This window comes from Mycoplasma sp. 480 (assembly GCF_051353065.1).
In the GTDB taxonomy this organism is placed as follows: domain Bacteria; phylum Bacillota_I; class Bacilli_A; order Mycoplasmatales; family Metamycoplasmataceae; genus Mesomycoplasma_A.
On the sequence record NZ_CP195722.1, the window covers coordinates 123443 to 148099 of the forward strand.

Below are 24657 nucleotides of genomic sequence, written 5' to 3' on the forward strand. Positions count from 1 at the left end.
TTTTAATTTATATTACATTAAAATTTGGTAAAATTTTTATATTAATTTAATTAATATAAATTAAATAGCAAACTAAAGAGGTAAATATGTCAAAAGAAAAACTTTCTAAAAAACTTGCAAGATTAAATTCCAAAAGCGAGAAAAAACAAAAAAAAGAAAGAACACCAGAACAAATTAAAAAAAGAAAAATCCTTAATGGAGTTTTATTTGCATCAGCTGCTTTGGTAGTTTCTGGATTAGCTATAGGAATTCCTTTAGGTATCACTAATGCACAACCTACAAAAATTGCAGCTAGAGCAGATTCAGATATTTTAGTAAGTATATCTACACCAAACGGTCCTAAAAACTTAAATCTTCAAGATATTATCAACGCAACCCAAACAGATTCAGTTATTAATAAAGAACAATTTGATGAAGCACAAAAAGTTTTAATTAATTATCTTTATGAAGAAGAATATGAGGCTTCTCAATTATTCAAAAAAGCATGAGATAAATCTTATGTAGCAGGTAAAACAAGTGCAAACGATAGATTTAATCCTAATTTTAAAAGCTATGATGATTTAAAACAATCACAACAAAAATTCCTTGAAGACGAAAGAAGAAGATATCAAAGAACTTATGGTTTCCAAAATTGAGAATCTGAATTTAATAAATATATTTCTACAGATCCAAAATTTGGTGGAGCAGTCAATTTTGATAAAGCAGTTGAATATTTAACATATAAAGAAGCAGAAAAAAAAGCTTTTGCAAGATTTACTCCAGAGTTTTCAACAACATACTTATATAAAGATGTTAAAAATAGAGTATTAAGTGAAGATATTAAAGATAAAAATGGAAATATTGTTTATAAAAAAGGTGATAGATTATTTAAAGATATTATCATTTTAGAAGATGATGCTGACAAAGGTTCAAACGTTGTAAATGGATTTATTCCAAATATCGAAAGAGAAAGTGATAAATCTAAAACAGAATCTGAAAAAGAAAAAATTAAAGATGAATACAAAGTTTCTGCATTTTTAACAAATTCTTATGTTAAAGAGTATATGAATGCAAATAATGTAATTAATAAATTTTATTTTAACAATAATGCTTTATTAAAAGATAAATTTTCATTCTTTGATGTTTCTCAATTAGTTATTCATGCTAATCAAAATTCTTCAAATGCACAAGATGAATGAACAATTGCTAAAGCTGATTTAAAAGAATTATTAAGATATTCAGTAACCCAAATAAATTCTAATGATTTAACCACACAAGAAGTAAAAACTACACTAAGTTTAATTGAAAACTTCAAAGGAAATACTGCTACTTCAGATGAGAATCAAAAATCTACTGATAGAATTTTACTTAACACAATTAATTCATCAGTTAATAAAACAAATGCACAAAATTTAGGACAATTACCTTTAAGAAATTTAAGTCAAATTTTTGATAGTGAAGATTCTTCTTATGGCATTACATTTTTAGATAATGTATTTAGTGCAAAAGAAGCAACACATATTTTATCCACTACTTTATTTAGTAAAATTAAAGAAAAGTTATTTGCAAATGGACATGAAAATTTACTTCCAGATGCTTCAACTTTAACTAATAAAAAATTAACTGAAATTAATGAACTAAATAAAAAAATAGCAGATTTTATTGATAAACTAAGCGATGGAGAACTTAAAAAAGCTGGTGAAGCTTTTAAAGAAACTTTTGGAGAAACTACCGATTCAAGTTATAGAATTCACACAATTTATAAATTAACTGAAAACAGTTCAATTATTTATTCAAGTAAAGGATTGAATATTATTTTAAAAAATTCAATAAACACTTTTGATAAATTACAAGAAATTCTTAAAAAAGAATTACAATTAAATGCTAATAATCAAATTAACTCTTCAATAACTAACAGACTTAAAATAAATGACTTATTTAATGAATTAAAAAACGAAAGTTTTGTTTTAAAAGACACAATATCTGATGAAAAATTTAAAACTAAATTATTGACAGATGTAAAAAGTAATAAGTCTGAAGAAGAAAAAACCAATTATATTAAGTCTTTAGAAAAAAATATTGATAATAAAATAATTTCTTATTCTAATGATTTAATTTTAAAAATAAATACTAAAATTGAAACTTATTTAACAGAAATTAAAAAATACAATTTAAATGCTGATTTTAATTTTGACAACACTAAAAACTACTGAACAATTAGAGGAAAAACAGAAAAATCAGATGTAGACACTATTTATGATGCTTTACAAAAACATTTTGGAATTATTAAAAATAAATAAAGGAGAATGAAATGAAAAAAATTAAATATTCATTATTAACAAGTGTTATAGCGGGAATTATTCCGTTATCTGTTGTTTCTTGTTCTCCTGTTGAAGTAGAAAGTTCAGAAAAAATAATTCAAGATGAGAAATTAAAAAAAGAAGTAGTTAAAAGATTTATTGAAACCAAATATATCGAAACCATTTTAACTGATAAATGATTTAAAAATCAAAACTTAGATCAAGAATTTAAAAACAAAAATAGCGAATTTTATGCATTAGCTAAAAAAGCATTTAATTTTTACCAAAAACAAGAGTTGAAAAAAGACAGCACCTTTACAGTAAAATTTATAAATGATTTAAATTCTAATAATTTTTTAACTACAGAAGAATTAAAAGAATTATATACAGAGGTAGGACCAAATAAATTATTTACAGAAAAAGGATTTGAAATTTTATTTAACAACAATAATTCAGATTTAAAAAACAATATTTTAAAAATGGTTTTAGTTTTTAAATTCTTAACTAGTTCTGAATCTAAAGATATTATTGAATCCAATAAATATAAAACAAATTCAGCGGAAAAAAACACAAATTATAATCAAAGATTAGCATATCAAAATACTAATCCAGAAACCAAAGATTTCTTTTTAAAAACACTTTTATTAGAAAAACAACCTGCTCAAATTTGAAAATATGAGTCTACTGATTCAGATGACTTAGCCACTTATAATTTATTAGAAATTAAAGATGAAAATTCTTTTAACTCTTTAGTAGATGAAAGATTTAAAAATTCCAAAAACACCAATAAAATACAGGATTTTGAGTTATTAAATGTGAATGATGATATTGATTTAAAACAATTATTATCATATCAAGGAATTCTCTACAATCAAGGTTCTAACCCTAAAGGAAGTTTTAATTATGATGTTTATACTTTGAAAAGAGAGACAAATATAAAGAGCGGATTTGTGGATGAAAATTCTAGAATTATATATTCTAAAAATGATTTAGCAGCTGCAGAAAGTTGAAAAGGTAAAAAAGAATTACCTATCAAACTAAAAGACTCTTTTGACAAGACAAAAACAAAATATCAATTAACTAAAGAAGATATTGAAGTTGTTAAAGCAGCAGAACATAGTGATGTTACTTATACTGTTGAAAAAATTATGCCTTTTGAATCAGATAGCATCCAAAAAAGAGCAACAGTAATTATCAAGATGGTATTGACTGCAAACAAAGACCAACAACACCCTTCTGTAAGAACTTATGCAGTAGATGTAATTTGAGATTCAAGCACACCTTCTTACTCTCCTAATATTTCTGATGCAGGTAGAGTACTTAGTGATTATCCTTCTTCTGTAAAAGCTATAAGTAGTGATTTAACCAAAATATCAGCTTCTTATGTAAATAAAATTGTGCCTTTATTTGATGAAAACAAAGCAACAACAAAAGACAATGTAACAACATATAAAACTTATTTCTCTTTAGATCACACACCTTGACATACAGTAGAACAAAAGGAAATATTGGCATTTTCATTATATTTAGCAGACAAAAACACTCTATATGAAGAGATTAAAAAATTCTATGAAGATGCTGGTTACAAAATTGAATATAAAGATTCAATTTTAGACCCAGAATCAAATAATAAAAATACAACTAAAAAATAGAGATGTAAAATGGAACAATTATTTTTAAAAATTATAAATAGAGAAATACCAGCAAATATCATTTATGAAGATGAAAGAGTTATAGCTTTTCTTGATATAAAACCAGTTACAAAAGGACATTTTTTAGTAGTTCCTAAAATTTATTCTAGAAATTTATTTTCTATTGAAAATAGTGACTTAGAATATTTAATTGTAAAGGCAAAAGAACTTGCAATTGAACAAACTCAAAAATTAAATGTAAAAGGTTTTAAACTACTTGTAAACAACGAAAAAGAAGCAGGTCAAGAAGTTTTTCATACTCATATTCACATAATACCAAGTGAAAAATAAAAAAATCTCTTCTTTATTTTAAGAAGAGATTTTTATGGTCTATTTGATATGGTGCCAACAACAGGAATCGAACCTGCGACCCCATCCTTACCATGGATGTGCTCTACCTACTGAGCTATGATGGCTTTTCTATAATATTATAAACTAATTTAACAAAAATAGGAGTAAATTATGATGAGATTTTTTGCACAAAAAAAAGAAAATAATTATTTTATATTATCCAATGAAACTCTCCATCACATAAAGGTAGCTAGAATAAAAAACGAAAAAATAATTTGTATATATGAAGAAAAATTCTATATTTGTCATTTAGAAGGTGATTTAGCGATAATTGAGCAAGAACTTAAAGAAAATCACGAATTTAATGAACCTGTTATCATAGCAAGTGCAATAATTAATATCAAGCGTTTTGAGTGATTAATTCAAAAGGCTACAGAACTAGGTGCAAGTGATTTTTATCCAATTTTTAGTGAAAATGTTGAGCAAAAATTAGGCAACGACATTGACAAAAAAATTGAAAGATGACAAGAAATTGCCAAAAGTTCCACGCAACAAAGTTTCCGAAATAAAGTTATGAAAATACATTATCCCATTAACTTTAAAGAAATTTTAAACTTAAATATAAAAAATAAATATATAGCACATGAAAAAGTTGAAACTTCTGATAAAAATATTCTTTTTCCTCAAAATTCTTTATTTTTAATAGGTCCAGAAGGCGGTTTTAGTCAACAAGAAGTGGACTTAGCTTTAAAAAACAACTTTAAAGCAATAAGTTTAGGAAAAAGAATATTAAGAGCAGAAACCGCTCCTTTGTTTATTTTATCTAGAATAGAAGAAAATTAATTTTTTATAAAATAAAAAATAAATTTAAAGTAAAATTCAATTATGAGAATAATAAAAGCAACGTTAAATGATGAAGGTAGAACATTATATAAATTTATAATTAAATATTTTAACAAGGTTCCTTTATCTAAAATAGAAAAACTTTTTCGCTTAAAAGATATAAAAATTAATGGCAAAAGAAGCAATGATAAAAAATATATTATTAGGGTTAATGATGAAATCCAAGTTTATGGACTAAATGAAGAAAAAATAAATCAAGAATTTACAACCACAAATAACAGTAAAGAAAAAAACTTTTCTATAATATTTGAAGACAAAAATATTTTAATAGTAAATAAAGAAGAAAATATAGCTATTCATAGTGAAGATAATTGTTTAGATTTACAAATTTTAAAGTATTTAAATTTTAAACAAAAAGATTCTTTTATTCCATCTCACATAGGTAGAATAGATAAAAAAACTTCAGGAATAGTAATATATGCAAAAAATTATAAAGCACTTGTCGAATTAAAAGAAAAACAAAAGAAATTTGAAAAAATTTATATCTTTAAATCTGATATAAAAATAGACAATAAATTCACTTCTTCACTTTTTCTTGAAAAAGATGAAACTAAGCAAAAAATGAAAGTAGTAAAAAACTCAAATATATTAACTATAACAGAATTTTTTAGTGAAAATTCTAAAAAATATGCAAGATTAATAACAGGAAAAAAACATCAAATTAGAGTGACTTTATCACATTTAGGTTTTCCGATTTATGGCGATACAAAGTATGGTGGTAAAAAAAATTTTAGAGTTTTTTTACATTCACATAGAATCAAATTTAAAGATTTAAGTGGAGATTTATCTTATTTAAATGATAAAGAATTTATAAGTTATCCAAAATGATAGTAAGGAGAAAAATGAAAAGAGAAGAAATAATTGAATTAGCTAAAATATTAAAACTTATTCCAAATGATGAAGTTATTTTATCATTAGAAAAAGAATTTGATGAAATTTATAAAATGTTAAACGAATTTAAACAGATAGATGTTGGTAATGTTAAACCACTAGTTAGATTAACAAAAATTAAAGATTTTAGTTTAGTTAGAGAAGATGAAGTGCTTGAATATACAGAAAATAAAGGGATTTTATTAAAAAACGCACCTGCAAAAAACAAAAATTTTGTGCAATTAGAAAGGGTTATAAATGATAAAAAATAAAGGAAATTTTTTACTAGCTCACAAAGAGTTACATAAAGACACAAATAATGCAGTTTCTTTTCTTTTTCCAGAACAAGAAATTATAGAAAACAAAGCACTTAGCGGTTGTGTTTTTACTATTAAAGATGTTTTTGCTACAAAAACAGCTAAAACACAAGCGTCTTCTAGATTACTTGAAAATTTTTACCCTTCTTATAATGCTACTGTTGTGCAAAAATTACTTGATAATGGAGCAATACCTGTAGCAAAGGTTCATAATGATGAGTTAGCTCTTGGTGGAGAAGGTATTTATTCTTATTGAGGAATTATTTCTCACCCTTTAGATAACAAAAGAAAAATAGGTGGTTCTTCTTCCGGTTCTGCAGCTACATTGACAAATAACGTTTCCTTTGCTTTAGCTTCAGATACAGGAGATTCTGTAAGACTTCCTGCATCATATATAGGAAAAGTAGGATTTAAACCAAGTTATGGAGCAGTTTCAAGATTTGGTATGTTTGCATATGCTTCCTCTTTAGATACAGTTTCATGATTTGCTCATAATGTTAATGATGTTATAGAAGTTGCTAAAGTTGCTTATGGAAAAGATTATAATGATATGACTTCCGAAAACATTTTAATTAATAATGTTATAAAAACAAAACCAGATAAAATTGGATATTTTAACATTCCTAAAAATTTGCTAAGCGAATCTGTTTATGAAAAATATTTTTCTTTTATAAAGGAAATTTCCGCATTTGTGGAAACAGAATCCATTGAACCTAATGCTGATTTATTAAAAGCAATTAAACCAGTATATGACATTATTTCCTATTCTGAGGCAAGTTCTAATTTAGCTAATTTAAATGGAATAGCATTTGGGCAAAGAGAAAACGGTAAAGACTGAAGTGAAATAATGACTAATACCCGTTCAAAAGGTTTTGGAAAAATGGTACAAAGAAGATTAATATTAGGTTCTTATTTCCTTGAAAAAGAAAATCAAGACGAATTATTTCTAAAGGCACAAAAAATTAGAAGATTGATAAAAAATTATTTAGATGAATTATATGATAAATATGACATAGTTATTTATCCAGCAGCACCTGATGTTGCCCCTTATTTTGAAAACGCAGAAAAAAGAAGTTATATGGATTATATTTTAACAGGTTCTAATTTAGCTGGTTCTCCATCTATAACAATGAAATTAGGTGTGGACAAAAATAATAAATTGCCTTTTAATCTAGCAATAGATTCTAAAATGCAAAATGATGAAAAATTATTGAGTTATGCACTTTGAATTGAAGAAAAATTAAAGGAGAAAACTAATGAATAATTATGAAGTGGTTATAGGTATTGAAATACATTTGGAATTAAACACTAAAACTAAAATGTTTTCAGCAGCTAAAAATTCATTTAATGAAGAAAATAATAAAAATATTAGTCTAGTTGACTTAGCTTATCCCGGGACATTGCCTTTATTAAATAAAGAAGCTGTTATAAAAGCTATAAAATTAGCAAAAGCATTAAAAATGAATATTGATAATGAATTACATTTTGATAGAAAAAATTATTTTTATCCAGATTTACCAAAAGGTTTTCAAATCACACAACAATTTAGACCTATAGGGAAAAATGGAAAAGTTTCTTTTAAAATTAATAATGAAGTTAATGAAATTTCAATAGAAAGAATACATTTAGAAGAGGATACAGCAAAACAATTACATACTGAACAAGGAACTTTTTTAGACTATAATAGAGCAGGTATTCCGTTAATAGAAATTGTTACAAACCCTGTTATTAAAAATGCAAATCAAGCTGCAAAATACATTGAAACAATTGCTAAAATAGCAAAATTTTTAGGAATATCAGATGCAAAGTTAGAAGAAGGTTCACTAAGAGCAGATATTAATTTATCTTTAAACAAACCAGGAGAAGGTTTTGGTACCAAAGTAGAAATTAAAAATATTAATTCAGTTTCTAATGTGAAAAAAGCGATAGAATTGGAAATTGCAACTCAAACTTTAAAATTAAATAATAACGAAAAAATCATTCAACAAACTAAACGTTTTGATGATGTTTTACAACAAAATATAGTAATGAGAGAAAAAACTGGAGCAGTTGATTATAGATATTATCCTGAACCAAATATTCCTGTTATTCAATTAAAAGAAGAATTGATTGATTCAATTAAATTAGACAAACTACATTGAGAATGAGAAGAAGAATTATTAAACCAATCAGTTTCTAATATTTATGTAGAACAGTTATTAAATAATTTTGATTGATTACAATTTTTTAATAAAATAAATTTTGACAATAAAGATAAATTATCTAAATTCTTTTTTTCTGAAATTGTTCCAATTATAAAGGAAAAAAGCATTGATTGGTTAAATATAACCCCAAATGATATAGTTGAAATTTTAACTTTAGAAAAAAATAATTCTATTTCATCCAAACAAGCAAAAGAAATTGTTTTTTATAAAGAAAAAGAAAATTTAAGTATTAATGAAATTATTAAAAAATACAATTTGGTTCAAATAGAAAACAATGATTTAATTCAGGAAATTTTAAATAATTTAATCTCAGAAAATGAACAATTATTAAATGATTATGAAAATAGACCAGAAAGAGTTATTAAATTCTTTTTAGGACAAATAATGAAACAAACTAAAGGGCAGGCAAATCCTCAAAAAGCTAATGAATTAACAATTAAAACAATCGAAGAAAAAATTAAAAAATAATTGAAAGAAGTAAAAGAGAAATGAACAAAAAAAAGAAAAAATTATTGTTAGCATTGTTATTGCTAACTGGGGTTGTTGGTGTAGGTTCTGCAGTTATTGGTACAACTTATGCTTTAACTAGAAACAAAAAAACAAATTCAAATGAAAACACAGAAGAAAATCTAGAAGATTACAAAAAATCTAGTAAATCAAAAATTGAAAATTATTCTAATTTAAATGACCAAACTAAAAATGGTTTAGTTGCTTTTATAAATTCATTAAATTCAAAAGAAGAAATTAATAATATTTTAGATCTTTCTTTACAATATAATTCTATTGTTAATAAAATAATAAGCAATGTTTTAAATGCTCAAACAGTTAAAGAAACAAAGAAATATACAGAAGCAAATAATAAAGAAGAGTTTGATAAGTTTTTATCAGAAACAGAAAAATTTTTAAAAAACAACAAGTTAGTTTCTGATGTTGAACAAATTAAAACACTAGATTTTTTAAATAAAATAAATTCTACTTTAGTTAATTTAAAAGATTCAGAGAAGAAATTAAATGGTTCAGATGAACAAAATGAAGAACCTGTAAAAGAAGATGAAACTTTTAAAGAAGATGTAGAAAGAAAACTTGAAATTAATTTTAATCCAAATATAGAAACTTATGATTTAAAAAAATTCTTATATAGTGCATCTATCAATAAAGAAAATCAAAATATTTATTTATCACATAACGATATAGAAAATGTGAATTTAACTTTAGAAGAAGTCAAAATAGATTCTACTAATGTTAATAATTTAAATTTAATTTACCTTGCAAAAAGCACCACTGATTCTACAAAATTTGCAAAAGTTACTAAAACAATTAATTTTAGTAATGATTTAAATTCTAAAATTAACACAATCAAAATTAGCAATTTAGATGAGATTTTTAATTTTAGTTATGATCAGTTTTTAGATTTATATAAATCTGATTTAACAAATAATTTTGAAAAAATAAAGGAAATTTTTGTTTCTAAACAAAAAATAGTAAATAATTTTTTTAAATATAAAATAGAAGAAACGGATAATATTTTTACAGCCAATAATAAGATAGCTTTAAACATTGGTTTTTATGTAAATGATACTAAAATAAAGGAAATTCCTTTACAAACAGAAAATTCTGTACAATTAAAAAGTGACTTGTTGAAAAATATTTCAATAACTCCAAAAGAAATATTTACCAATTCTAAATTTTATAGAGAAGTTAAAAATTATTATGATTTTTCTAATTCAGAAGACATTAAAAATTATTATGCCAACATTAAACAAATAAATTTTTTTAATATGTGATTAAAAAATGATTTATTTTCTGAAGTTTTAAAAACTTTTCCTGAATATTCAAATAAAAAAATAGAAACCGCTTTAAATTCTTTAACTAATCCAACAAATGCTTCTGCTAATGCTTTAACTCAAGAAGAAATTAATAAAGTATTTGATAAAATTTATAAAGAGAATTTATTGTTTGATATACAAAAACCAGAAGGTGTAAAAGTTGAAATAATAAATTACAGCAATGATTTGAGATATGAAGTAAATGGTGATTCACTCTTTGCTACTTTTAAAATAAAAGTTACTAAAGGTGAAGAATCAACTACCTTTAATTATTATTTAAATAATTCAAAATCTGATGCTAGCGATAAAGATCTAAGAGATGAAGCAAAAATTCTTGAAATTGTAACTGAAGCTAATAAAGTTACAACTAATGGAAAAACTACTTCAACTCCTTCTGCTAATCTATTTTGAAGTAATATAGAATTTAAAAATCCAAATATAAATCACACAATGTTTAATGCTAAAGATGCTAAAGAAGCATTAGAAACATCGTATAAAATGCCAAAAATAGGCAAATATGAAATTTTTGTTAAAGAAGTTAAGGATATAGTTAATAACACAGGAAATACTAATGGTGGTCAAGCTAAAGTTTTTCTATGATATAAAAAAAATGGAATAGAAGCACCTTTACCAAAATTAAATACTACAGCATTTATTAATTCTCATTTAAAAACAATTAATTTCTTTAAACCTTTAAGTTTTAGAGATATTAAACCAATAAATGAAAATGAATGATTTACACAAAATGATTTTACTAATAAAGAAACAATTGATGAAAATGATAAAACAATTATTAATCAAATTAATAGTTCAAATTTTGATTACAGAAGAGTTGATGGAGTGATTGATAAATCACAAAATCTTCAATTTAGAGTTTTAGATCCTAAAGACATAATAGAACAAAAAGCTTTTGAAGCACTCAATTTCTTATTAAAATTTAAAAACACAAATTCAGATAGTTCTAATTCTAATGACAAGAATTTTAGTAATTTATCAAACACAGGAAGTGCAAATAAAGATGATGCAGATGTTTCAAATAAAAATTCATCTGTAAATGGTTTTTTTACTTCTCAAACATCAATTAAAAACTCAAATGATTCAGAAAATAATTTAAATTTAGTTAATATTTACAATAAATACTTTATATACTTTTACGATGTTAGAAGCACAAATGAAGGAAGTTTAACATTTAAATTAGGTTTTATAAATAAAGAAAATACTGAAAAACGTTATACAAATAATCAGGATATTACTTTAGTTAATTTAACAAATGACTATAAAGAAAACTTGTATCCAGAAATAATTTTAAACAGTATTAAATATAGCGATTTAAACATAAATACAGGAAATATACAGCAAATTAGTGCAAATGATTTCAAAAATAAAGTAAACAATCACTCAAACGATCTTTCAAATTATGTATCTTTAAAAACAAGTGAAATCAATTATAACAATTTCAAAATTAATACAAGCAATATTTCAATTGCTGAAGCTAAAAACATAGATAATAACTCTATTTATGTTAAGTTACAATATACAAATCCTAAAAATAACAACAGCATTATTAAAGGAAATGTATGATATAAAATTAAAGGTTTTGCTTCATCGGTTAATTCAAAAGAGGAATTAACTTTTGCTAAAAAAGAGTTAAAAACTGTTTTTGAATCTTCTTCAGAAATAACAAGAGAAAGAGAAGTTGAACCTTATCAAAAAGATTTATTATGATCTTTTGATAATCAAACAGAAGTTGCAAGTTGAACATTAAAAAACAAATATATAGAAAAAACCTTTTTAAGCAACAATTCTACAAATAGAAAAATTAAATTTCACTTATTTGGAAATACTTTGGTTCAAAATGATCAAAGACTAACAAATATTTCTTCTTTGGACAAAGGATACAACTTTGAGTTTAATTTTGAAGATCTAATACTTGGTAAAGAAATTTCTTTTAGGCAACAAACCATTATAATCAACAAGTTAAATGGAGGAGAACATCCAAGATTTTATTTTGTTATTAAAGCTAAATATCAGCAAAATGAAGGAATAAAATTCACAGTGGAATTGGAAGATAAAAACTATAAACTTCTTGTAGGAAATCCATACAAAGAAGCAATTACTTTTAAAGAAACACTAGATGAAACTAAATTTGATAAATTTAATAAAAATAAAGCATTTTTAATAAATAATGCTGGTGCTTCTATTTTGCTAAATTATACTAATGCAATTGAACATGAAGATTTTGGTCAAAAAACTAATCTATTTAGTTATAAAAATCTAGATTATAATCAAGAAAATCAACCCATTACTTTCTTTACACCACAAGAAGTAATTTTAAGTAATGAATACAATCCAAATCAAAATGTTAGTTATGAATTACATAACGGATATAAACAAGATAATGAATTTCTTCACAAAGACTGAAAGGATATTCCTTTAGTTAATAACGTAAGATCAAGAGCAATTGCTTATGGTTTTGGTTCTGCAACAATGTTTGCAAAAGTAAGTAGCGATCCTAATGATGGTAAATTTTACATTATTACAAACAACCACGTAGAAGCTGGAAAAAAATATGTCTTTGATGACAATAATTTACCAACAGAAGTTACTAATAAATATATTGTTAAATCATCTAATAACTTTGATAATAATGTAGAACCAGGATATTCTTATTGATCAGGATCTAATAGAATTTCTAAAGCAACCTCTGGTATTATATGAACTGGATTAAATCAATATGATAAAAACGGAAATAACAACACAGCAGGTAATTTTGTTGATATGACTGTATTTGTTGTAGATGCTTTTGAACTTATTAAAGAAGCACAATTAGAAGGTAAAATGGATATGGTTGCATATTTTAAAAACTGATTTACTTTACCAAATACTAATTTAGATTATACAGGTGTAGAAGGAGCGATTTTCTTTGGAGCAAATCTTAAAAACTTTGCAATGAATGGTTTTCCATATGGAAAACAATCAGGTTATCTAATTAACAGAGCAGGTAGCTCTTCAGGAAATGTTGGGTTATCTAGACAACAAGGATATACTCCTACTTTCTTTAATAATGGAAATTCAGGTACAGGAATTTTAGGAGAAAATAACAGTTATATTTCAACTATAAATTCAGGAGCATCTTTAACATTTTTACAATCTTGAAACTATGAAACAATTACACATAGTTATTTTGGAATTAATTGAAATAACGAAGATCCATTATCATTAACTAATAAGAGATCGTTAGCTGCGCAAATATTAAAATTAAATGCACAAAAACCTTTTGAATATAGTGTGCCTTGATTTGTTAGAAAGGAAAAATAAAGAAATAATTTTTATAAAAGAAAAAGTCCAAATAAATAATTACCAAAAAACTGTTTAAGTATATTATCATCTTTCTCATTTATCCTTAAGAAATTTGAATTAAATTGAATTTATAAATTTTTTACTATATATATTTTATATATAGTAATTTTCTTTAAAAAATAATTGCACTTAATTGCATTTTGTGGTATAATATAAAAATGGAAAAGAAAAATTTAATATTATTTAATGTTTCAGGAAACAAAAAAGGTGTAATTTATAAATATGTTGGATGAACAACAGGTTTTGGAAAAGCACCAACAAGATGATTTAGTCTTGGAAATTTAGAAAAATTACTTGAGAAAAAAGAAAATGCAGTAGAAATTCTAAAAGAAAAATTAAAATCTTTTTCTTCACTTGATAAAAAAGAAAGAGTTCAGTCTGCATTATTAGAAGCTTTGGAAAGTGATGAACTTGTAAGAGTAAATAAAAATGTCGGATACGAACTAATTGAAGAGTTACTCAATAAACACAACATTTTTGAGTCTTTTGAGAAAACAAGGCATAAAGATATGAAGAAAATTTTCAATTTTCTAGTTGCAAAAAGGATTTATAATCCTTCAAGTATTTTCTCTTCTTTTAGTGAACAAGGTGAATTTAATAGTGATATTTCAGCATCAAAAAATAGTTTTTATAGACTTCTAGATATTGTTGAAAATAATCAAGCAAATCTTGTAAATGCACTACACCAAATGGTATTAAAAGAAACAAACAGAAATTTAAGCGAAATTTATTTTGATTCATCAACTGTTTATTTTGAATCTTTTCAAAGAACGGGTTATAGACAAACTGGTTATTCTAAAGATGGAAAATTCAAAGAAGATCAAATTGTAATTGCTTTAGCATTCGATGGAAATGGAATCCCTTTCCATATTAAAGTTTTTAGTGGTAACACTCCAGATTCAAAAACTATGATTGAATTCTTACTTGAACTTGAGCAAATGTACAAAATTAAAAACATAACTGTAATCGCCGATCGTGGAATGAGTACGTCCGGAAATATCAGATTTTTAGAGCAAAAAGGTTATGGATTCATCATTTCTTACAAAGCAAAAGCAAGTTCTAAAGAATTCAAAGAATATGTTTTAAACAAGAAAGATTATATTTATGTAAATGATAATTTAAAATACAAATCCACAGATTTCTTTTCCACTTTTAAAAACAAAAGGGTTACAGAAAATCTCAGAAGAAGAATTGTAACTATAAGTAAATCAAGAGCTTTAAAAGATAGAGAAGATAAAAATACTTCAGTAAAATTTGAAAATCTAATTAATAGAGATTTTCAAGGAAAAAACAACAATATTTTCGCAACAGATGTTTCTTACATAACTGCTCCTAAAGATGTATTTAATTCTAATCATGTATATTTTTCAGCAACAATTCATCATAAAACTAAAAAATTGTTTCTTGAAATTTATCAAAAAAATAATGATTTAAATTTAGTTATAGAACATAATAAAGATTTAAGTTTTAATGAAAAATGAATTATGCATACTGATCATGGAAGCGTTTATTCTTCTAATAAATTTGTAGAAATTATTGAAAAAAATAATGGAATAATTTCAATGTCAAGAGTTGGTAATTCATTAGATAATAGAGAAATTGAATATTTCTTTTCTAATATAAAGAGCGAATGTTTATCACACATTAAAATTAAAAATTTAACTTTTAATAATTTAAAAGAAGTTATTAATAATTATATAAATTGATATAATGAAAAAAGACCACAATCAATTTTAAATTGAAAAACCCCAAACGAAATTTGAAATTCTTGAATTTCAAAATAAAAAAAATTTTACCAGTGATATCACTGGTAAAATGTGTCCCAATAAATTGTCCCACTTTATTGTGTTTGTAATTTATCTTTATTATTTTTTGTTTAATGCATATTGAACTAATGTTTTAACCATTACTCCCATAGGTTTTTCACCTGTTTCTGCTGTTCCAGCAATGTCTAAATGAGCAAAATATTTTCCTTCTGCAAATTCTTTTAAGAACATAGCAGCAGAAATAGAACCGCCATTTCCAGTTAAGTCAGTATTTTTTAAATCTGCTACTGTTGAACCTTTAATGAATTTAGCAAAATCATCGTGTAAAGGCATTCTTCAAATTAATTCGTTTTGTTGTTTTGCAGCTTCATCTAATTTATTTCATAAGCAATCACAAGTTGAGAATGTTCCTGTGAATGTATGTCCAAGAGCTACTAAGATAGCACCTGTTAATGTAGCTACTGTAATAACTGCAGTTGCTTTTAAGTTTCTAATAGCATATGTCATTCCATCGGCAAGAACTAATCTTCCTTCAGCATCTGTATTATTGATTTCAACTGTTTTTCCATTCATTGAAGTTCAAACAGCATCTGGTAAATTAGCATCACCATTTACTCTGTTGTCAGTAATTGTTAATACTGCAGCAACGTTTGCTTTAGGATTTAATTGTGCAATTGCATTTAATGCTGAAGCTACTATTGCAGCTCCTGACATGTCGTATTTCATTCCAAGCATACTTCTTCCGGTTTTAATGTTGTAACCACCAGAGTCAAAAGTAATACCTTTTCCAACAAATGCAACTTTTTCTTCTGAATCAGGATTTCCGTTGTATTCAATAGCAACTAATCTTGGTTCATACATAGAACCTTTATTAACAGATAATAAAAGACCCATTCCAAGTTTTTCAATTTCTTTTTTATTTAAAACAGTAACTTTTAAATTTTTAAATTGTGAAACTTGTTCTTTTACTTTTTCTGCTAATCATTCTGAGTTACAAATGTTTGGAGGTGTTGCTTGTAAATTTCTTGCAAAATTTACTGATTCAACTAACACTTTTGTTTTTTTAAGCTCAGCATCTAAAGAACTTAGATTGCTTACTAAAATATATAAGTCATGTTTTTCTTCTTTTTTGTTTGTTTTTACATTGTAAATATTTGCATTTACAAATTCATATTTTTCTAATAATCTTGTTGCAAGCGTTGTTAATGAAACTTCTTCATTTACAAAACTTTCAAGTTTAACTTCATAAACTCTTGGTAATGAAACTAATTTATCTAATAAAGTATCTAAATCACTTACTTTAAATTCTGATTTATCTCCTAAAAACATTACAGCTTTTTTTTCTGTAACAAATTCAGTTAAAGCGAATTTTTTTTCAATAACATTTGAATCAAACTTTTCACCTTTGAATACTGCTTCAAGTGAAAAGTTAGAATTTGTTAATTTTTCTATAAATTTAATCATTTTTCTCCTATTCTTATAATAAATATATTATAAACTTTTTTTGAGTTTTTATCTTTTTTTATTAAAAAAGCACAAACATCTTGTTAAATGTTTATGCTTGAAGTTTTTTCAACAATTTTATTCTAAATATAAAACCGAAAAAAGGTTTTAAAATTACTAAATAAGAAAGTATTGAACAGAATAAGAAAATGAAAAAGACAAAAATATTTGATAGAAAAATAATTAAAATTAAAGAACTAATTCAAGCTGTAAAAAATAGCAATTTTAAACCAATTAAAAAGAAAATCTCTTTATTTATGTATTTATATAAAGCATTATTATTTAGATCATTTTGCTCTTGATTTTTAATTATATTTTTTATATAAACTAGTAAGAACATTAATTTAAATTTGTAAAAATGCTTTTTATATCAGTTAAAAATTATATTTTCAACTAAATTATTAGATATATTTATATTTTGTTTTTCAGTTAATTTTATTTTATTATTTGTTTCATTTTTAATCATAAATTGAAAATGCTTTAAACAAGAAAAATCATCTATGTGATTTTTGCTTAAAACAAAGGAAATTCACTTTTTTTGATTCTTTATTTGAAACAAACTATAATCTATTTTTTCTTTTGTGTTGTACTCTTTATGAGAATATTTTTTGCATTCTCTAAAAGCAAGAAATACTCATAAAGGATGAAGTAAAATATAAATAATAATTCCGCTAGTAGCAACTAAAAATTTTAAATAGAAACTTGTTTCTGGATTATTATTTCACTCTTGAAGTAAAAATACAGAGCACATCAAAAATACAAATAAAAACACGAAACTTATAAACAAAGGAAAAAACAGAATAAAATAAATTTTTCTTTTTATATCAATTTCTAAATCACTATCATTTAGATTCAAAAATACTATATTTTTAAATAATCACATAAAAACATAAGAACCAAAAAAAGGAAATAAATATATTTCTTTTGAAAGTTTTAAGTTAGTAAAATAATTTCAAAAAAGATAATTCTTATTATTTATATACATAATTATTTATTAAATTTAACTTCCAAATAATTTATATTTTTGCCTTTATCTGATCATTTTTTTTCATAACCTGTCATAATATTATTTTTAGAAAGGTCACTATTATGAAAATCCCTTGTTAGATTTATAATATTTGCCCCAAATTCCTGTATAGATTCAATACTATATTCAAACAAACCATCATTATCAGTTTTAAATTTTAATAAACCATTTGGAGATAATAAATTTTGATAAATATTTAAAAAATCTTTGTAAGTAAGTCTTCTTTTATAGTGTCTTTTTTTAGGTCAAGGATCTGAAAAAGTTAGTCAAATTAAATCTACTTTTCCTTCTAATAAATTAGGTAATTCTGCAATATCTTTATTAATTATTTTAAAATTTTTTAAATTTAATTTCTTGGCTTTTTTCATAGATTTTAAAGCAACTGTTGGATATTTTTCAATTCCTATATACATAATATTAGGATTATTTTGAGCAAGTTGAACTAACATTTCACCTTTTCCCATACCCATTTCAAGTACAGTGTTAGAATTCACTTTAAAAGGAAATTCAGTTATTAAATATTCGCTTTCTAAAAGTAATTCTGTTGCATTTGGTATATTTCTTAATCTCATATCAAAATAATACTAAAATTTATTTTTTAAACAAGAAATAAATAAATTTCAACACAAAATTCTAAAAACCAAAATAATAAGATATCATTAAATAAAAGACTTTCTTTCTTAACAAAAAACATCTTTTAATAAAAGTTAGTTTTAACAGAAAATGCAGAAAAAATATTATTAGCATAATATAGCATATTTTTTTATTTTTATTTTGAAATTTTTGCAAAAAAGTATTATAATGAAATTATGGTTGCAGGAGGAAAAATGAAAATAACTAAAAATATTATCATTCGTAATATAAACAAGTTAATTATTAAAATTAACCAGTATTTTCATTTTTACTTTTTTAGGACTTTAAAATAAATTTATCTATTTAATTAAATAATAAACTAAAAAGAAAATCCTAATTAAGTTTAGGATTTTTTGCAACCTTTTTAAATAAAATAAAGGAGAAAATTATGAAAAAGAAAAATAAATTTTTATTTACTCTTATGCCAATAACTGGATTATTAAGTCCATTTGTTTTAGGTGTAAGTATGAATCTTAATGATTCACAACAAAAAAATAATAAAGAAAACAAAAAATTAAATATTTATGAATTTTTAAGTAAATTAAAAAATTATTCAACTGAAAGTTTTTCAGAAAATCCAACAAAAGAAGATAAAATGGTAAGTGATTTTGTTGAATCTCTACCAAAGAGAGAAGTGTTTAGATTATATACAAATGTCTTTGTAGATGATAATTTAGATAATAATCTCAAAATTGAAAAATATTCAAAAGAAAATAAAAAAGTTTTAGATTTACTTTTAAGCGAACTTAAAGATAAAAATATTGTTAAATATTCTTACTATTCTGAAATTCTTCCTATGATAAGTGTAGAAGTAGACTTAGAAGATGCAAATAAATTTGCAGAATTTTTAGATAATAAAAAAGAATTTGCTAACTATTCTAAAGAACAAATAGTAGCGACTTTATCTTTTAAAGATGTAGCTGAAAGATTAATTACTAAGTATTGTATTGATAAACCAGATGATTTGGGAAAATGTCTATTATACGATCAAGATACAGGAAAAGCAAGTACAAGCTCTAGCAACTATAATCCTTATAGTAGCAATGATTGAACTTATAGACAACACAAAAATTCCTATTCTTCAAGTTCATCATCCAGTTCTACTTCAACTAAAAAAGAAGAACCCAAAAAGAAAGAAGAAAGTTGATATTATTTATCTACTTCAGACTACAAAACACATTTTAGAAAACAATTAGATTTAATTAATGATGACTATGATGAAACAAAAGTAAAAATTGACAAAAAAACTAATGAACCAGAAGGGGTTTATAGAACAAAAGTAGGAGTTCTTGAAAATATTAATTTAAGAAAAGATAATAATTTATTTAAATTTAATAATTTGGTTTCTGAAACTAAAACTCCAATAGAAGAACAAATGGATCATAAGGAAGAAGTAGCTAGTTTAATTTCTTCTAAAGAAGGAGTCGATCCTTTTGCAAAAATTTATGATTTGTTACTTTCAACCAGGAGAATTAATAGTTCTAAATATACTTTTACTTTCAATAATATGTATAATTTAGAAAAACTCTTAAAAACTTCAGTTTCAAAAGGAATTCAAGTAATAAACGGAAGTTTTGGTTATGGTTCTCCTAATCCATATTCCCCAATTACTTTAAGAACTTCTTATGATAACATTGCATATTTTTTAGATTTATTTACTAAAAAATATAAAATTATTTTTGTATTTTCTGCAGGAAATCATAAAGATGATTACATAAACAACAATTTTCACGGAATGAAATTAGGTTTAAATACAATAAAAGTTGCAGCACTTGACACAGAAACAAAAAAATCTACTTCTTTTTCAGTTAACTCTAGTAACTCTTACTATTTTTCACAAGATTATCCAAATATTACAGTAGCTGCTCCAGGAACAAATTATGATTTTAAATTTATTGAAAATTCTAAAGATGAGCAAGGTACAAGTTTTGCTGCTCCACTAGTAACAGGAGTAATTTCTAAGTTATATAGAAATTTTCCAAAAGTTAGAAATAAACCAGTATCAATATTTTCTTTAATAGGTGTTTCATCTGATTTATTTAATGAATTTAGTAAAAATTTAATTAATGGAACAGGTTATAATCAAGATTTTGGAGCAGGAATTTTAAACTATAAAAAAGCAAAAGAGGCAGTAGATAGTTTAAGAGAATTTACAATAAAAGGAGATAGAGAAAAAGGGAAATTGGATGAAACTGTAAAAGAATTAGAATTAAAAGATAATTCAATACTAAAAATTAGTTCAGCATGATTATTTAATGGTTTTGAAAAAGAAATTCCTGAAAATATATATATTGGTAAAAAAGATAAAAATTACTTTGAAGAAGAGTTTAAAAATAATAATGTTGTAACAGATTTCAATATTGTTTTAGAATATTGAAATAGCCAAACAAAAGAATGAGAAAAAGTTAAAGAAACTACATCAGTTAAATCTAATAAAGAAATTTTAAATATCAAAATAAGTAAATCAGGAAAATATAGATATTATCTTTATAAACAAAATTCATCCATCTCACAATTAAATGATGAAGTTGCTATAAGTCATTTAGTAGAATAAAATGAAAAAAATTAAATTATTAATCCCTGTTGTCATTGGTGGTTTATCTTTATTTTCTTTTATTTCTTGTCACGAAAATAAAGAAAATATACAGAAAAAAGATAATGAATTTAAATTTATTTTCGAAAAACCTGCTCACAATAAATATCATAATCCTGATGAATTATTCAAAGAATGAAATCAAGTTAAATACAAAAAAGACTTTTTAGGTGTTGATGGAAAATGAAAAGTGGATAAAAATCATTTAACTACTTTTTACTTTGCAAATCCTTTTAAAAAAGCAAATTCAAAATATGATTTTAGTTTATCCCCTTTTAGTCAAGAAGATAAAAAACATATTTTTGATTTTGATTACAATCATTTAGGTCAATTCATTGCAATAAGTAACTATAATCAATTTAAATTTTTTATGAATGATTTACGCGTTGCTTTTAATTTTAAAAATTTTAAATCAATTAATGGAAATGATTGAATTCCATATTTTATTCACTTCTATGATGTTGACGATTTTGAAATTAACAATCCATTTTATGCAATAAAAAACTCATTAATTCAATCAATGATTAAAACAACTGATTTAGATAATGAAAAAGTAATAGAAGAAAAATTAAAAAATTATTTTTCCAAGAAGATAGTGTTATTTTCCTTATTTACTGATGGAAGAAGTTATTATACTGAAGTAATAAAAAATGTTCACATAAAATTTCCTAAAACAAATAATCTTAAAGATTTAATAGAAGCAAATTTAACTAATGAAAAAAATCAAAATAAATATATTTCAGACAAAGATAATAATGCACTTGCTTTTGAATTTCATGAATTAGAAAAAGAGAATAGTTAAGGAGAATAAAAATGAAAAAAATTAAATTAACATTACCAGTACTTACAACAATTTCAGTATCAACTTTTCTCGTTTCTTGTCACGAAAATAAAGAAAATATACAGAAAAAAGATAATGAATCAAAATTTATTTTTGAAAAACCAACTCACAATAAATATCATAATCCTGATGAATTATTTAAAGAATGAAATGAAATAAAATACAAAAAAGATTTTTTGTACGATAATCGTGTTTGAGATTTAAATAAAAATTATTTAACCACTTTTTACTTTCAAAATCCTTTTAAAAAAGAAAATTCCAAATATGATTTTAGTTTATCTCCATTTAATCAAGAAGACAAAAAACACATTTTTGACTTTGATTTAAACCATTTGGGTCAATTTATAGCAATAAGTAACTATAATCAATTTAAATTTTTTATGAATGATTTACGTACTGCTTTTAATTTTAAAAATTTAAACAAAGTTGATACTTCTCTTCTATTTTTTGATTATGATTTTTTAAATAATTTTGAAACTAATAATCCGTTTTATGTAATACAAAAATCATTAGTTGAATCTATGATTAAAACAACTGATTTAAATAATAAAAAAGTAATAGAAGAAAAATTAAAAAATTATTTCTCTAAAAAGATAGTATTATTTTCTTGTTTTACAGAAACAAGAAACAGATTTACTGAAGAACTAAAAACTGTTGATATAAAATTTCCTAAAACAAATAATCTTAAAGATTTAATTGAAGCAAATTTAACTACTAATAAAAATCAAGATAAATATGATCGCGATTGAGATGATCCACTTGTTTTTGATTTTTATGAATTAGAAAAAGATAATAGTTAAGGAAAAATAAAGATGAAAAAAATTAAATTATTATTACCAGTACTTACAACAATTTCAATATCATCTTTTCTCGTTTCTTGTCACGAAAATAAAGAAAATATACAGAAAAAAGATAATGAATCAAAATTTATTTTTGAAAAACCTGCTCACAATAAATATCATAATCCTGATGAATTATTTAAAGAATGAAATCAAGTAAAATACAAAAAAGATTTTTTAGAAAAAGATAATGTTTGAGAAGTACATAACAATCATATTGATACTTTTTATTTTGCAAATCCTTATACACAACAAAATGAAAAGCAAAATTTTAATTTATCTCCTTTTGTTAAAGAAGATAAAAAAGAAATTTTTAACTTTGATTTAAATCATTTAGGACAATTTATAGCTATTAGTAATATAGATCAATTCAACTTCTTTATGAATGATTTAAGAACTTCTTTTTTTCTTAAAACAACAACAGCACCAGCTAATATAGCTCTTATTTTTTATGATGAAAATTTGGATAAAAATATAAAAACTAACAATCCTTTTTATTTAATGAAAGAAAGATTGCTAAATAAAATAATCAAGATAAATGATGGCGAATCAGAAGAAAACATAAAAAATAAATTAAAAAAATATTTTGAAACTAAAATCCTTATCTTTTCTTTATTTATAGATGATAGAGATGGAGTTAAGGAATATGTTAAACAGGTAAATATAAAATTTCCTAAAACAAACAATTTAAAAGATTTAGTTCAATTAAACTTAAAGAATAAAAGCAATGGGCAATATATTCCAAAAAACAATCTCCCATTAACTTTCGAATTTCATGAATTAGATAAAGAAAATAGTAAAGGTAAATAAAAATGAAAAAAATTAAATTATTAATTCCTATTGTAACTGGTGGTTTATCTTTATTTTCTTTTATTTCTTGTAATGAAAATAAAGAAAATATACAGAAAAAAGATAATGAATCAAAATTTATTTTTGAAAAACCAACTCACAATAAATATCATAACCCTAATGAATTATTTAAAGAATGAAATGAAATAAAATATAAAAAAGATTTTTTAGGCGTTGATGGAAAAAGAGAAGTAGATAAAAATCATTTAACTACTTTTTACTTCGAAAATCCTTTTAAAAAAGAAAATTCAAAATATGATTTTAGTTTATCACCATTTGGTGAAGAAGATAAAAAACACATTTTTAACTTTGATTTAAATCATTTAGGACAATTTATAGCTATTAGTAATATAGATCAATTCAACTTCATTATGAATGATTTAAGAACTTCTTTTGCATTGAAAACTTTTAATAAAAAAGATATGAATGATACACATGTTATTCCACTTTTTCGTGAAAATATTAAAAGTGAAAAAATTTTAACTAATAATCCTTTTAGTTTAATAAAAGAGTATTTAATAAATGCTATTATCAAAAAAACAGATAAAGATACAGAAGAAACAATTAAAGAAAAATTAAAAAATTATTTCTCAAATAAAATAATATTATTTTCTCTATTTTTAGATGTAAGCAGTCCATTTACTGATGATATAAAAGAAGTAGAAATAAAAATACCTAAATCAAATAATCTTAAAGACTTAATTTTATCTAATTTAAATAATTATAATGATCAAGAAAAATATAATGAAGAAGAAAATAATGAAAAATTTCCACTTGCTTTTGAATTTCATGAACTAAATAAAGAAAAATAAAATGTAAAAAGTTTTCTTATGTAATGATTCTTATTAATTGAAAAGTAATAACA

Annotated in this window: 18 protein-coding genes and 1 tRNA gene; 15 read left to right on the top strand and 4 right to left on the bottom strand. The window is 23.4% G+C overall.

The annotated features are described in order from the left end of the window. The first annotated feature begins 86 nt into the window (after nt 1-86). From ACR34G_RS00570 to hinT, 3 genes are read left to right on the top strand one after another with little or no spacing between them, the layout of a single operon-like run. Nucleotides 87-2279: a HinT-interacting membrane complex protein P80 gene (locus tag ACR34G_RS00570; protein ID WP_436358840.1), complete on the top strand. Its 2193-nt coding sequence runs from the start codon at nt 87-89 to the stop codon at nt 2277-2279. An 11-nt stretch (nt 2280-2290) separates the two neighbouring features. Beyond that, nucleotides 2291-3931, top strand: a complete 1641-nt coding sequence (locus ACR34G_RS00575; RefSeq protein WP_436358841.1) for a HinT-interacting membrane complex lipoprotein P60 — start codon at nt 2291-2293, stop codon at nt 3929-3931. A gap of 9 nt (nt 3932-3940) precedes the next feature. Beyond that, the gene (gene hinT / locus ACR34G_RS00580) at nt 3941-4261 is read left to right on the top strand and encodes a histidine triad protein HinT (RefSeq protein WP_436358842.1); all 321 of its coding nucleotides are present in this window, start codon (nt 3941-3943) and stop codon (nt 4259-4261) included. A 49-nt stretch (nt 4262-4310) separates the two neighbouring features. On the opposite strand, the gene ACR34G_RS00585 is transcribed toward hinT, so the two are convergent. Continuing rightward, nucleotides 4311-4386, bottom strand: a tRNA-Thr gene (locus ACR34G_RS00585). 49 nt (nt 4387-4435) lie between these two features. On the opposite strand from ACR34G_RS00585, the gene ACR34G_RS00590 reads away from it, so the two are divergent. From ACR34G_RS00590 to ACR34G_RS00620, 7 genes are all read left to right on the top strand, one after another. Continuing rightward, a complete protein-coding gene (locus ACR34G_RS00590; RefSeq protein WP_436358843.1) occupies nt 4436-5104 on the top strand; it encodes a 16S rRNA (uracil(1498)-N(3))-methyltransferase in 669 nt (222 codons plus the stop codon). Between the two features lie 42 nt (nt 5105-5146). Further along, complete coding sequence (locus ACR34G_RS00595; RefSeq protein WP_436358844.1) at nt 5147-5995, top strand: pseudouridine synthase; 849 nt, start codon at nt 5147-5149, stop codon at nt 5993-5995. Nucleotides 5996-6006: 11 nt separating this feature from the next. Continuing rightward, on the top strand, nt 6007-6306 hold the full coding sequence (locus ACR34G_RS00600; RefSeq protein WP_436358845.1) for a hypothetical protein: 300 nt from the start codon (nt 6007-6009) through the stop codon (nt 6304-6306). Beyond that, nucleotides 6293-7615: an amidase family protein gene (locus ACR34G_RS00605; protein ID WP_436358846.1), complete on the top strand. Its 1323-nt coding sequence runs from the start codon at nt 6293-6295 to the stop codon at nt 7613-7615. The genes ACR34G_RS00600 and ACR34G_RS00605 overlap by 14 nt, the downstream gene beginning before the upstream one ends. Next, a complete protein-coding gene (gene gatB, locus ACR34G_RS00610; protein ID WP_436358847.1) occupies nt 7608-9023 on the top strand; it encodes an Asp-tRNA(Asn)/Glu-tRNA(Gln) amidotransferase subunit GatB in 1416 nt (471 codons plus the stop codon). The genes ACR34G_RS00605 and gatB overlap by 8 nt, the downstream gene beginning before the upstream one ends. Before the next feature lie 20 nt (nt 9024-9043). Then, nucleotides 9044-13699: an MGA_1079 family surface serine endopeptidase gene (locus ACR34G_RS00615; protein ID WP_436358848.1), complete on the top strand. Its 4656-nt coding sequence runs from the start codon at nt 9044-9046 to the stop codon at nt 13697-13699. 200 nt (nt 13700-13899) lie between these two features. After that, complete coding sequence (locus ACR34G_RS00620) at nt 13900-15525, top strand: IS1634 family transposase (RefSeq protein ID WP_436358849.1); 1626 nt, start codon at nt 13900-13902, stop codon at nt 15523-15525. Between the two features lie 81 nt (nt 15526-15606). Here the strand turns inward: ACR34G_RS00620 and ACR34G_RS00625 are convergent, their stop codons facing one another. The 3 genes from ACR34G_RS00625 to trmB form a co-directional block, all read right to left on the bottom strand. Further along, entirely contained in the window at nt 15607-16971 is a 1365-nt protein-coding gene (locus ACR34G_RS00625; RefSeq protein WP_436358850.1) for a M17 family metallopeptidase, read from the bottom strand. Between the two features lie 91 nt (nt 16972-17062). Then, complete coding sequence (locus ACR34G_RS00630; RefSeq protein ID WP_436358851.1) at nt 17063-17995, bottom strand: hypothetical protein; 933 nt, start codon at nt 17993-17995, stop codon at nt 17063-17065. A 2-nt stretch (nt 17996-17997) separates the two neighbouring features. Further along, entirely contained in the window at nt 17998-18609 is a 612-nt protein-coding gene (gene trmB, locus ACR34G_RS00635; RefSeq protein WP_436358852.1) for a tRNA (guanosine(46)-N7)-methyltransferase TrmB, read from the bottom strand. Nucleotides 18610-19058: 449 nt separating this feature from the next. On the opposite strand from trmB, the gene ACR34G_RS00640 reads away from it, so the two are divergent. Genes ACR34G_RS00640 through ACR34G_RS00660 form a run of 5 tightly spaced genes read left to right on the top strand, consistent with a single transcriptional unit; the run spans nt 19059 to nt 24604 of the window. Beyond that, nucleotides 19059-21224, top strand: a complete 2166-nt coding sequence (locus ACR34G_RS00640; RefSeq protein ID WP_436358853.1) for a S8 family serine peptidase — start codon at nt 19059-19061, stop codon at nt 21222-21224. Nucleotide 21225: 1 nt separating this feature from the next. Beyond that, nucleotides 21226-22065, top strand: coding sequence for a hypothetical protein (locus ACR34G_RS00645; protein WP_436358854.1), 840 nt, complete (start codon nt 21226-21228; stop codon nt 22063-22065). A gap of 11 nt (nt 22066-22076) precedes the next feature. After that, a complete protein-coding gene (locus ACR34G_RS00650) occupies nt 22077-22904 on the top strand; it encodes a hypothetical protein (RefSeq protein ID WP_436358855.1) in 828 nt (275 codons plus the stop codon). Nucleotides 22905-22916: 12 nt separating this feature from the next. Continuing rightward, the gene (locus tag ACR34G_RS00655) at nt 22917-23753 is read left to right on the top strand and encodes a hypothetical protein (RefSeq protein WP_436358856.1); all 837 of its coding nucleotides are present in this window, start codon (nt 22917-22919) and stop codon (nt 23751-23753) included. Nucleotides 23754-23755: 2 nt separating this feature from the next. Beyond that, nucleotides 23756-24604 carry a hypothetical protein gene (locus ACR34G_RS00660; RefSeq protein WP_436358857.1) on the top strand — a complete coding sequence of 283 codons (849 nt, stop codon included), beginning with the start codon at nt 23756-23758 and terminating at the stop codon, nt 24602-24604. Nucleotides 24605-24657 lie beyond the last annotated feature (53 nt).